Here is a 12,723-nt window from a genome sequence, read left to right as displayed (position 1 = left end):
TGAAATATCGTCCATTATATCAAATCATTAGGATGCATATAGGCCATTAACTCTGAAAGTCCTGTCAAAAATTTAATATCTAAAGCGCGGGCAGAGTATTTTCATGGGGTGCCAATGGTTTCCTATAGTTCTGTTGAAAGAAGCGACTTTGAAATTATTGCAAAACGGTTGATGGATTTGACGGTGTCTTCCATTTGTTTAATGCTTTTAGCCCCTGTTTTTTTAGCTATAGCCATTTGGATTAGGTTAGATTCAAAAGGGTCTATTATTTATCACTGGAAAATTCTTGGATACAACAAAAAACCAGTAGTCAGTTACAAGTTCCGAACAATGGTGGAAAACGCAGACGCACTAAAAGCTGAATTGATGGCTCAAAATGAAATGAAAGGCGCTGCGTTTAAAATGAGCAATGATCCTAGAATTACAAAAGCCGGCCATATTCTTAGAAAATACAGTTTGGACGAATTGCCTCAGTTGTGGAGCGTCTTTAAAGGAGACTTGTCTTTAGTGGGACCACGACCTCCACTGCGAAGTGAAATAGAGGCATTCGACGGATGGCACAGGAGAAAGTTGTCCGTCAAGCCGGGAATTACGTGTCTATGGCAGGTCTCAGGCCGCAATGACATCAATGATTTCGATGAGTGGATGAGCTTAGACATGAAGTATATTGATGAATGGAGCCTATGGCTGGATATAAAAATTCTGTTCAAGACATTTTGGGTCGTGTTTGCAGGAACAGGAAAGTAGTAGTTTCTCTGTGAATAACGGAAGGTGAAAGGACTGCAATCATGATAATTGTAAGAACGCCCTTGAGAATAAGTTTTGTAGGAGGAGGATCTGACCTTAAGGCGTTTTATGAAAAGTATCCAGGGGGCGTAATTAGTACGGCCATAGATAAGTATGTATTTGTTATAGTGAAAGAGAGATTTGATGATGAAATATATATCAACTATTCAAAGAAAGAGTGTGTTTCTCAAGTTTCCGATATTCAGCATGACCTTGTTAGAGAGGCAATGAAAAAAACCGGGATTGAAAATGGAGTGGAGATAACCACACTGGCAGACATTCCTTCTTCGGGTTCAGGGCTTGGAAGTTCAAGCTCAATTACGGTTGCTTTATTACATGCGTTTTATAACAGACAAAATATTTTGGTTACAGCCGAACAACTGGCTCAAGAAGCATGTGAAATTGAAATTGATATTTTGGGTAAACCAATAGGTAAACAGGATCAATATGCAGCTGCATATGGCAACCTAAATATGTTTACATTTCAGTCAGATGGTGCGGTTAATAGACATCCTGTTGAAACACAGAATTCTTTTTTTAGAAAGTTCTCCTCTGAATTATTATTATATTTTACTGGAATTACACGTAGTGCAGATGCAATCCTCAGTGAACAAACCAAAAATACTTTCAAAACCCAGAAAGCAGAAATTATGCAACAAATGGTTGGGTTAGTTGAACCATTTAAAACAGCCGTCGAAGAAGGAGACTCGGAAGAGGCTGGTCGATTACTTGATCAAAATTGGCAACTTAAACAGACAATGGCATCTGGCATTTCGAATATTCAGATTGAGGCAATGTATCAAAAAGCTAAAGCCGCAGGCGCATTAGGCGGCAAAGTATGCGGGGCAGGAGGAGGAGGCTTCCTTTTGCTCATGGTGCCAAGAGAAAAACAAAGTTCTGTTTTTGAAGCCATGGCGGAATACAGAGAGTTGCCTTTTATGCTAGAACGCGGCGGTAGCAAGGTTACTTTCGATGATAGAAGATATTCCAGTAAGTAAGTCACTGTGATCATTATTCGAGGTGTATTTTTTGGCATCTTTTCTAATAGTTGGCGGAGCAGGTTATATAGGATCACACATGGTGAAGGCCCTATTAGATGAGGGCCATTCCGTGGCTACGTTGGATAATCTCTCCAAGGGGCATCATAAAGCCGTGCTCGGAGGCGAATTTATTCAGGGCGACCTGGGCGATCCCAGCCTTCTCAAACAGATATTCTCCACCCGGAAAATTGATTGTGTAATGCACTTCGCTGCATTTATTGAGGTCGGAGAATCCGTCCAAGATCCTTTAAAATACTACGTTAATAATTCAGGAAAGACCCTTGAACTGCTGAGTTCCATGAAGAAGCATGGGGTTGACAAGTTCATCCTGTCTTCAACTGCGGCTGTTTACGGAGAGCCGGAGAAAACGCCTATAGAGGAATGCCAGCCCCAGATCCCCGTCAATCCTTATGGGAGGTCGAAACAATTCTTGGAGGCCGTTCTGCAAGACTGCCGGGAGGCGTATGGAATTCGGAGCACATGTCTAAGATATTTTAATGCGGCGGGAGCTGATGCTTCCGGCTTAATCGGAGAAGATCATAATCCTGAGAGCCACTTGATACCTATTGTTCTCCAAGTAGCTTTGGAACAGCGGAAGAAAATCAGCATATTTGGGACAGATTATCCTACGCCGGATGGAACCTGTCTCCGGGATTACGTACATGTGACCGATTTAGTTCAGGCTCATCTCCTGGCGGCTGAGCAACTCATGGACGGCGATCAGGGCGGAATCTATAATCTTGGATGCCAACAGGGGTTTTCTGTTCGTCAAATAATTGAAATGGCGAGAAAGGTAACCGGGAAATCAATTCCGGAAATAGAATCTCCGCGCAGGCCAGGGGACGCGGCGGTTTTGGTTGCTTCCTCCCAAATGGCCAGAAGCGAACTATGTTGGTCTCCAAAGTATGAAGATCCAGAGGAGATTGTCGCCACGGCGTGGAAATGGCACCAGGCTCACCCGAATGGATACGACGATAAAGTTTGACGGCATCTCCAATCATCCCTTTGCTTATTTCACATGCGATCGGAGATGTAGCAATATCGTCCAAGCGTTTAGCTGTTTTAAAAAGGGATGCTAAAGTAGGTAGGCAACTAGCTGGGATCGCTATTCATTGCGGGTTCCACGCAGTCGCTTCTTATATTATGCTCCAATTGTTCGGATGCGCAGCATTGCTTGGTGCTGCTTTGGTATTTGGGCAACATTTTATTATTGATTTTGTCCGTTGTCGCATCGAGAGGCTTGTTTGGGGGCCAGGAAAACCTTTTCAGACTATTAGTGGTTTGGTTTCAAAACAAGATCGCGCCATCAAACGAGATAAAAAAGGCTTTCTGATTTGGGGCGGCATATTAGGAACAGATCAGTTAGCTCACCTATTCTGCCTTTTGGGGATTTCTACATTGCTGTGATTTTTACCTTGCGATTTTATCTGAAGGCTTAGCAAGGAAAATCACGAAACTCATATACCGAGAATATTGATTGTTGAATTGGACAACGCCTACGCAGGCACTCAAAAAAAGACAACTCTCCAAACTTGGCTATGCCTTTAAAATAGTGCATTCTGGCATAGACGGCGTGAAAGCTATGGGAAGCAAGGGAAATGGCTTTATTTCTCTTAGGTTAGCGATCCTGCTAAAAGCTATGTCTTCCGGCTAACAAACAAAAATTATTCATACTAAAAAGATGCCCACCATTTGCAGCCTTTAAATCTGCAAGCGATGGGCATTTGTGTTTTAGGCGCCAGAAAACTGCTTCTCAAGTGAATCAACCACCTGCTGAGCGAATTCATCAGATGGGGTAGATATGAGTTGCCTGTCTATTGGCACTTTTCTGAAGACATCCACGGGATAGCCAGAAGCGTTTCCCTGCAGCACAACCAACTTTCTTCCCATCTCAATCAAAAAATGAATATATTCAGCCAGCAAAAGCGCAGTAGATGGATCTATCGCATGAAGCCAAGTTTTTCCCTGCTCATCCTCAAAAGACAACAAAAGGACCCGCTCATCAGTTTCTGCGTCCATTCGCCATTCGATTGTCACCTGGACAATGTCGCTATCCTGGGATGTAAGGGAATCTAAATATACATAATATTGAGAATGTTGTTCCCAAGGTTCGGTCATTACCAAATTTATGGCATCCTCAAGGTCTTGCATATCCGAAAGAGAGGCTTTCAGGCAATGAACATTCCCATTCGCCTCTCCGGTGGTTGGATCATGCTCTATGCAATGAATATGAGCGAAATTGTTTGGACTAAACCACTCATCCGTGAGTGATATTCCCATTTCTGAATACAGACTATCGAACCATGTTTCTATTAAAGATTGTGAGTCATTGGAATCTTTTGACATAAAAAATTCTCCTTTAAATTATTGTTCTTTTAAATACGATAAAATGATTTCTCGGGCGATTTCAGCCGCCGATGTGACCTTATCCGGATGATCCAAATTTTTTTTCGCCGCCATGGTGCGGAGTTCTGATCTAATCTCTTCTGGGACGCTGAGCGTCAATGGAACTAACTTGGGTTGCTTCATGGACAAATTCCTCCTATGCTATTTATATATTTGTCCTCATGGAAACACGACATCGTTAGGCCATGAGAATAGGAGGGTAGGAGTTGACGAGTAAGGTGTTCGAAGGGCAGTTGTTTTTATCCCCAGCTGTCAGCAATATAAATATCTACGGGAAACTTCACACCTTGCACCATGCCATCGAAAGCATTTTCCATAATAGCCTGTACTAATCTCTCAACCTGGGGTGCCGATTCGGCTTCTGCCTCCACGATCAGCCCATCCCGCATGGTATGTGCAATGCGGGCATTTGTGCCATCTAACTCCGAATCAAGCATTGTGAGGGCGTGTTTGAAGCCGTCTGCGGCAGTTCCTTGAACTACATAGTTGGAAATTTTTGCGGTCTTTATGCTTTCGTCAATATATTGCCTGCGTCCATTTGCAGTTTTGACAATCCCATCTTTTTTGGCCTGCCTCACAGCCTCATCGCGCCATGCAAATAACTTACTGAATTCCTGTCTATATTTCCCCACAGCAGATATAATGTCACATTCTTGTATGACATAACCTTTGTCCTTTAAAATTTGGTGCACTTTCTCTGCACTTGCCCAATAATTTATAGCGTTGACCACTTGTTTCATGTGCTTCCTATCAAATGCTACGCCGGTCTCTGCCTCGAACATTTCGCCAACATACTCATAGAAGTCAGTTCCCGATTCAAAAACAGCAAGCATATGTTCATCGCCAGATAATCCAGCCAATATCCTGGATTCCTGTTGCTTATAATCCGCAATGATGAATTTATTTCCCGGCGCAGGAATGAAACATGATCTCAGGGCCTCATCCCTCGGAATGCCATCTAGTTTAGAGACCATTCTCGCGCTTACTTCTCCTAATTGATCGATTTCATCATAAAACCTGCCATCGGGTTGAATGCGGTTTAGCGCCTTGTCCACAAATTGCGGATGATCCTTTTCAAGAGATTCCAGGTGCGCTTTATCCACTAAAATTCCGTTTCGTTCCATTTTAGCCGCAATCCGCATCATTTCCGTTTCCACCCCCAACACCCACCCTAACTCCTGTTTTTCAATGCTCTGTAGCTGACTTACCGCAATTTGCTGTAATCCACTCCAGCTACGAACCATATCTGACTGAAGTTCATATCGTTGAAACAGCCCGCCTTCCGTTATATGACGAGACGATGCCCTTCCATTTTTTAATATCCGTTCGCTCAGGAAAACGTCATGAATGGAAGCAGAAACATTTTGATCCAGCATTTCTTTGGCAAGGCGTTTACCGTCGTTCGTAACCACCTTTGGCGCATCCTGATCAGAACCGCCAGAAGACGGCAAGTTGCCAATCTTTTTGACGCAATCCTTTAGGCTCATTGTCTTAGTTCGGTCTTTTTCCCACACTGTGACAGAATCATAAGATGTTCGGTTGAGTTCAACTACAATAACGCCATCTGGTAAAGGTTCACCGCTCGGTTGTTCGTTAAATTCAATACTGTTCAGATTGGTGTTAGGGAATAGATCTGATGCATTGAGTGCGCCGTAAAACTCACGCACTTGATCTCGAAGGCCGATCCCTTTTATGTCGTGACCTTTTCCATAACCAGATTTTACTTTGAAATCCTGCAACTCAGGATTCCACGCTTTTATTTTTTGCATAACTTTTTTGAACTGCTTTTCGGAGACGTATACGGTTTCATTATCCATCAATTTAGCGACATGATATAGTGATATTTTTAAGGTTTCATGACAAAAGTTCTCTGTAAGATTATACTGGCTAATATCATAATCTATCTGTAGCTTAGCTATATTATATAATAATAGCTTAGTTGCAGATAACTTCGCTGAATTACCAAATTGCTGATTACCGAGGCAGGATATACAGGTCCGGTTATTTTTGGCATATCTAAGCTGTTCGTGCAGGTTCGAAGCAGTTAGCCAGTCGTCCATTTTATAGAAATCACTCTTAAATTGCTCAAAAAGATTTTCATGGCGTTTTTGGAGTACGCCAGCTAAAAATGCTGCATCCCTATTCACAAATCCGAACGCCTGCACTATTGGTTTTAGTATGTTGAACGCCTTGTCCACTTTATTAGTATCTCTTGATTCATCGATGACTTTGGTTGGCGAAGGCAGCCAGTTTGGCCAAGGATCGCCTGCGAAGACGAATTCCGTCTGTTCCTGATATATAGGGCGAATTCGATGGAAACATTGCGTCAGTTCCCAGTTGGTATTAAGTTCCACCCAGGAATTGCGGATCGCCTCGTCGGCCTCTTCAGGAAACAATATGAGCGCTTCCTGCCATTTCATGGAAATGTTTGGTATGGGCAGGCCTAACACGATTACCGCTTCATAATCTGCATAATCATTGATGCCTCTGGGACCGTAAAAATGATGGAAAGCGAATTCCTTTTCCGGTGATAGGGAGTTAGCCATGCCTAATATTTTACTTTTGAAAGAAGCCCCTTTGATTCTTTGGTGGCTGAGAATTAAAATTTTTTCGGCTGATATATTTTCTATGGCCTTGCGCAGGATGTTTTTCAGATCAGAATCGCTTTTCTTCGCGAGATTAGATTTGGAGAGTTTCTGCTTTATGTGAATTCCTCTGCCTTCCCATCTAACGTCTGCTCTATGCACTGTATGTGACTTTCCGGTCAGAGCTTTAGCCAGTTTTGGATCGCCGGTAGCATCCAGTATAACCACAGGAGCTAATCCGAAACCCAATTTGACTATTTCTTTTGTCCTAAACCGAACTTCACCTGCAGGAGTAGCTTGAATATAGGAAAATTGATGAGGTTCTTGCCGTGTTAGACCACGAATCCATTTGGCCGCCTTATAATTCAAACTTTCATCATGAAGTGCTTTTTCATCCCTGTCTGCAAAAACCGTCCATGAAAGATCGATGGCTTCATCTATTTGGTCCGGCGTCCATTCGTATTTTCTGCCAAAATAGTCTAAAAATGTGTCTTCGGAACTGTAGTATTCCGACAAGCGATGACTGTTGATAATGGCCATTTGACCACTGCTTGAAGCGGCTGTTTGGGTGGCGAAATGTGATCCTATGGCGATAATGTTTTCGACAAACACTTTTTCTTGACCGTGGAACACCTTCATCAGAGTTCGCATGTCGGCTTCAGTGGCGAATTCATCGGTAACAAAACCCTGGAGCAAATTTTCGTCCAGAACGATGAGATCGGGTCCGGGAATGTATTCTTCCAAATACCGGAGCATTGCATGGGTTACAAAATGGATACCCGGGCCGATATTCTGTCTTTGTAGTTGATATGGGCAGGTCGATTTGTGGGAGCAGTTTGCACACATGATTTTTCCCGGTGAATAACCCAGTTCAACAACCCTTTTGTGTTCATCCTTCATGCTGCATAGTGCGTCCCTGGCCTCCAAATTGTGGATTTTGGATTTATCGGAGGCGAAATCTAAGCACTTTTGGTAGGCTTCATTTTTGAGGGCTTTGTTCAGGCAACTGTATATGATTGTTTTGCCGGTGCAATGGGAAGCCAGATACTCCAATGCTCCATGCGACTTGCCAACGCCGGGAGTTACCAATAGCAAGGCGCTTTCTCCTGTTTCTAAGGCAGTACTCAAAGTTTGGGGAACTATGGCTCTGGCTTGGTCGCAATTCATATAGCTTTCCGGCGGTGCAAAGTAGCAGGTCTGTGAAATGGAATCCTGCCGGTCCTGGTACTCGTTAACCAGTCCCGCCCAGGTGATAAGAGGAACCCCTTCTCCCTCGTATGATGCTTCACACCTGGCATTAAAACACTTGAGGCGATAGAATGGAGGATATGCCCAGGCTCTTGTGTCTGTTCTACCGCACATGGGACATGGAAGTTTGTCAAAAGAAATGGCAAGACTTTCGCCCCGCTTTTCAACTTTGGATCGGATTCCTTTGGATGTCAGATGGGTTTGTACAGCATCCAGGGACAATGCCTTGGGCGGTTTTTTTATTTGTTGTGGATTGAACGGAAGTATCGTATCACCATCCAGCAGCACTTTATACTTACTTAGTTCCTGGGCAAATTTGCTATCCGACTCGTCTGGGTTAAGGGCTTGAAAACAGGTTAGCCATGCCACAAAAGCGATGTATGATTCCGGATCGGGGTTGCCTTGGATCAAAGCTGTGAATTCCGCCATTGATAGATCCCTCCAGCATCCGTCCATGATTTCCGAGTGAAAAGACAATAGACCTCCAAGGGAAGATGGATCGTTATGGAATCCATTGGTAAGCAGCGGTTCTGGTGAATCTGTTGGTTCAATGAACTCTAAACCATACTCTATGGGCAGTTCCTTCAATACGAAGTGTGCAAATGCTCCCTGAAATTCAATGGGTATAGCCAAACGGGACGCCAACCGTATTGCCCCATTTTCCTTTGCAATGACTTTGAAGTATCCATCGACCTCCAGGTTCTTCAAGATGTCCAAGGTGCGTGACGCGCAATACATGGCGCGTTGGAATTCGTTTGACTCGTCCCCGTACACAGGTTCAAGTTCCACAGAGATCTCAAAAATGGGAAAAAAGAAGTCTTCATCTTCTACACGGAATTTTGGGGCTATAAAAATTTCCATTTCACCAGAAAATATTCTGTCTTGATTGTTTTGGAGTTCAGTTAAATAATCGTTTACGGGAGAGGTTTTGGGTATATCTTCTTTTGAGGCAGCATAAGTTATTTCTGTTTTATTCAAAATGTTATTCCTTAATTAAATGATGTGGGTTCTATTGACGGGCTAAAATCAGGTTGCTTTTGCCCTGTGAAAATGTTCCATGGCTCATCATCCCCATGGCCCATTTAATATTTGTCCTTGACAAAATGAGACATGGAGACGCTGCCAGCACTTCCGCAAACGCGAAGAGGGAACCATTCGAACCATGGTTCCCTCTCATTTTTGGAGTTGATATTTTTGGCACAAATGATTCCCCGTTTAATTTAGGAGTAGTCTTTGACTACCCAGCATTCTCAGGGAGCGGACTTTCTCATCACTGTGCCGAAATAATTATGTTTTTTGTCGTAAATGCCAAAATTGATTGTTTTAAAGCCAAGAGGAGCAAATTGTTCGAACGCTTCATAATCAAAGTACCCCTCGATCCAATCCCACAGAGTGCCAGGGGCATCTTTAGGCCGAATACAATAAAGAGCACGCATTGTAATTCGTTTATCAATGCGTTTTCTGGTGACTTCTTTTTTAATGATGGTCTTCCCATCTCCTTGAATATGGATCCAGTAGTGATCAAAACCAAGGAAGAGCATCCCGTACATCACCTCATATTCAAAATTTAAATAGGCTTGACTCAATAATGATGCATCGATACTTGACATGTTATTCTCCTTTTTTGAGCAACTAATGCCCAACTACGGAATGGAACGCCCTCTCCGCGTATTGTTTTAGCGAAGGGGGCGTTCTAAACAAGACTCATTTCTTGTTTTTAGACATTGGAAGCCAGCTTCTGTTCCAGTTCGGCTACCTTGGCCTTGAGAACATCCACTGTCTCTTGTGTGACTGTCTCCAAGGCATCTTCACTACTCAGAATTCCATCTATCCTCTTAATAACGCCTTCCATCTTGTTGGGTGCGCTCTCGTTAGGTGGAATTTTTCCATCGTTAGCTTTGTACTCCTCTAGGCGGATTTTTAACGCTTCTTCATCGCCGCTGAATTGCTCAAGGTCTTTTAAATAGCTGCGTTTGAGCTCGCCGCACTCTTTGGTAAACTCATTTAATAGATCCTCTGTGATTTCAATATGTTCGTGTTCTACACGTCGGGTGTTAATAAGCAGGTCTGTTTCAAACTTGAATATTTCAAGGCTTTGATCGCTGTCGCTGTTAGGGATTATGACTCCGCCCTTTTCTAGATAATCCTTTAATGGCGTGTCTCCCTGCCACGCTCGTGCTTTTCGGGCGCCTTTTCCAGCATCCTTCTCAATAACGGCAATGAGAGAGACGGCTCTGTTCTTGCCTATTGGAATGAAGTCGAAGATATCCTTGTATTTCAGCAAACGTTCATAGTCCTTGAGGGAGCGCAGGCCGATTTGCGGCATGGTTTGAACAACCTTCAAATTGAAATCAAATTCAGCCTCTCTGCAGATCTCTTTCAGTTTTTCCAATGCTTTAGACTGTTCGAGTCTTAGATAAAACAAGCAGCCTTCCGCGAAGTTTCCTACACGCGCAATTTTTGTATGAAAGATTGCAAATTCCGACTTTGCATAATCTAAAGCGCCTTGCTCGCCTCTATCTTGAACAAGTTCTTTTGCGTCTAGCTCATTGAACTCGGTCATTTCATCTCTAAGCTCTTGAATATCAAACTGTTCTACGCTTGATGATACTATGTGCGCAGAAATTTCCAAGAAACCCGTGCTATCTGAGCATAGAAGGTAGTGTTGGTTGTCTTGACCAAGAGGCATGGCGTATGCAGCGCGCTGCATTTGGGGTACTGCCAGGCCTTGGGGCTCCTCCGTTTCGGGAGGGGGGGCCGGAGAGGTGGAATCGACAAGATTTTCTTCCGTATCTCCTTTTTCCAGATCGCCTTCCGTTTCGTCTTCCGTTCCTGATTCGGTATCAGAGGCAGTTGAAAGGGAAGATTCCTGATTTTGTTCCTCGGCCAGGGTTGTTTCCGGGTTGTGTTCAACTTGATTTTCGTCCATAATGGGCGCGTTTTTTTTACTATTTTTTGTCATTTTTAATGACCTTTCTATTAGTTTGGGCGAATGGTTGGGAAAGGCTGCGCCGGTAACGGGTGCACGCAGAGTATAAAGCTACGGATGCAGACCGAATCTTGGCGTCCCCTTTCCGGGTGATTTTGTCAGGTTGAAGGGAACAGTAATCTTGGGGAGGCCCCCTGGTAAATTTCATGGAAAATCCTCCTAAAAAATGGGAACAAAAAAAGGGCCGTCCGAACGGGTCGGAAGCCCTTGGTGAAAAAAAGAAAGGGACCCTAAAAAGGCCCCTTTCGCCATATGCAGAATATGCAATTGTATAGCCAAGTTTGTACATCGAGGACTTTTTTGTCCTCAACAGTAGTCATGATTTCAGTAAGTTACTGAATTGCCTCAGGGCCGGGGGAATCCGGCCTTCGGCGCCATAATAAAAACAAGGGATTACGAGATTGCTCGCAGCCCCTTTTTTTATGGGAAACCAATTGCTTCTTATGTTAATCTCATCCAGTTTATTAAAGTGACCAAGTCCATAAACAAGCCTTCGGTGAACTTTTGGTTGGTTCATGTGGTGGGACATTTTCTTTTTGACGCGATTTTTTGGGATGCCAAACCCGTGAGCGCCTGGTTTCCATCTGCAACTGCTGCGAGTGCTGCTGCATATTCAGAGCTTACCCAAAGATGTACGGACCCATCGACAACACCCTCAAAAAGTTGGAGGGCGTTTCGGTGCGCATTGGCGAGGATTGTGTGGGATGCGGGGCCTGTGAGAAGGCCTGCTTTGTGAACGCCATTCGAATAAATGACGGTATGGCCGAAATATCCGAGGCGTGCCGGGGATGCGGAAGATGCGTCAACGTCTGTCCAAACCATGCCGTAAGTCTGGAGATTTCAGGGCATGGCGTTCCGGATCGGCCTCTGGAACGTTTGGCCTGAGTTGGTATAAATTTTGAGAGACTTGACTTCAAGAAACTCGTATGTAATGGCCGCCAAAAAAAATAACCGCACCCTCCCCAAAAGGCTCTAGGATGAAGCCCCTGAAACAAGGGCGTTTTGGCTCAGGTTATAGAAGTTCCAGCGCCCGGAGGGGTCTTGCTATGGCCTCAGGCAAACAAGGCGCGGGCTTTATCCATGATTTCGGCGATGAACTCGCCCTTGGCGCGGGTGTATGCAATGCGGTCGTTGGGATGGGCGCGGGCCAGATTTTGCTTTAAGGCGGCGTACTCCCGGGCGGCCTTCGGAAATTGAATCAGATAATCCCTGAAAAGCAAACGCTCCCACAACCTGGAATCCGCCTCCACCATGTGGATATGGCGGGTGCGCTTCCCGGCCTCATTCCTTTTAATGAACCAGTGATACATGGGCGGCTTGTCAAACTCCGGCCTCCAGAAATAATCGTAGCCCAAAGATTTCAGGACTGGAACGATCTCCCGGGCTGCGTCCTTTTCGCTGGAGATTTCAACCAGCATGTCGATGATGGGCTTGGCGGTCAACTCCGGTACGGCCGTGCTGCCGAAGTGCTCCACACGGCGAATCAGGGGGGCTGGAAAGCGATTTTGGAGAAACTCCGCTTCTCGCCGGAACATTTCAGGCCACTCCGGATTATAGGGGACCATGTCGATTTTTTCCGCCACGGCCTCTTTGATGCGCTGTTCCAGGCTTTTTTCCGTCATTATTTCTCTTTCAAGAATACATTTCTGTATTAAATTAAAGATTTATT

Annotated in this window: 11 protein-coding genes; 5 read left to right on the top strand and 6 right to left on the bottom strand. The window is 44.3% G+C overall.

Features of this window, described 5'->3' with window-relative positions; genetic code table 11:
- Positions 1–114: 114 nt before the first annotated feature.
- From BUE18_RS19815 to BUE18_RS19800, 4 genes are read left to right on the top strand one after another with little or no spacing between them, the layout of a single operon-like run.
- Positions 115–747, top strand: a complete 633-nt coding sequence (locus BUE18_RS19815) for a sugar transferase (protein WP_073477922.1) — start codon at positions 115–117, stop codon at positions 745–747.
- 41 nt (positions 748–788) lie between these two features.
- Complete coding sequence (locus BUE18_RS19810; protein WP_073477921.1) at positions 789–1,784, top strand: GHMP family kinase ATP-binding protein; 996 nt, start codon at positions 789–791, stop codon at positions 1,782–1,784.
- Between the two features lie 22 nt (positions 1,785–1,806).
- Positions 1,807–2,811, top strand: a complete 1,005-nt coding sequence (gene galE, locus BUE18_RS19805; protein WP_280173714.1) for a UDP-glucose 4-epimerase GalE — start codon at positions 1,807–1,809, stop codon at positions 2,809–2,811.
- A complete protein-coding gene (locus BUE18_RS19800; RefSeq protein WP_073477919.1) occupies positions 2,808–3,233 on the top strand; it encodes a DUF3307 domain-containing protein in 426 nt (141 codons plus the stop codon). Before galE ends, BUE18_RS19800 begins: the two co-directional genes overlap by 4 nt.
- Positions 3,234–3,557: 324 nt before the next feature.
- On the opposite strand, the gene BUE18_RS19795 is transcribed toward BUE18_RS19800, so the two are convergent.
- From BUE18_RS19795 to BUE18_RS19780, 5 genes are all read right to left on the bottom strand, one after another.
- Entirely contained in the window at positions 3,558–4,172 is a 615-nt protein-coding gene (locus BUE18_RS19795; RefSeq protein ID WP_073477918.1) for a hypothetical protein, read from the bottom strand.
- An 18-nt stretch (positions 4,173–4,190) separates the two neighbouring features.
- On the bottom strand, positions 4,191–4,355 hold the full coding sequence (locus BUE18_RS28035) for a hypothetical protein (RefSeq protein WP_170868418.1): 165 nt from the start codon (positions 4,353–4,355) through the stop codon (positions 4,191–4,193).
- A gap of 116 nt (positions 4,356–4,471) precedes the next feature.
- Entirely contained in the window at positions 4,472–9,043 is a 4,572-nt protein-coding gene (locus tag BUE18_RS19790; protein WP_073477917.1) for a DNA polymerase, read from the bottom strand.
- Between the two features lie 272 nt (positions 9,044–9,315).
- Entirely contained in the window at positions 9,316–9,675 is a 360-nt protein-coding gene (locus BUE18_RS19785) for a hypothetical protein (RefSeq protein ID WP_073477916.1), read from the bottom strand.
- A 107-nt stretch (positions 9,676–9,782) separates the two neighbouring features.
- A complete protein-coding gene (locus BUE18_RS19780; protein ID WP_073477915.1) occupies positions 9,783–11,027 on the bottom strand; it encodes a hypothetical protein in 1,245 nt (414 codons plus the stop codon).
- Positions 11,028–11,603: 576 nt separating this feature from the next.
- Between BUE18_RS19780 and BUE18_RS19775 the strand changes: the two genes are divergently transcribed.
- The gene (locus BUE18_RS19775) at positions 11,604–11,939 is read left to right on the top strand and encodes a DUF362 domain-containing protein (protein ID WP_170868417.1); all 336 of its coding nucleotides are present in this window, start codon (positions 11,604–11,606) and stop codon (positions 11,937–11,939) included.
- 167 nt (positions 11,940–12,106) lie between these two features.
- On the opposite strand, the gene BUE18_RS19770 is transcribed toward BUE18_RS19775, so the two are convergent.
- Complete coding sequence (locus BUE18_RS19770) at positions 12,107–12,676, bottom strand: GrpB family protein (protein ID WP_073477913.1); 570 nt, start codon at positions 12,674–12,676, stop codon at positions 12,107–12,109.
- Positions 12,677–12,723 lie beyond the last annotated feature (47 nt).

The organism is Desulfatibacillum alkenivorans DSM 16219 (assembly GCF_900142135.1).
GTDB lineage: Bacteria > Desulfobacterota > Desulfobacteria > Desulfobacterales > Desulfatibacillaceae > Desulfatibacillum > Desulfatibacillum alkenivorans.
Note: the sequence above shows the minus strand (reverse complement) of the source record. Positions and strands in the feature narration are given on the sequence as shown.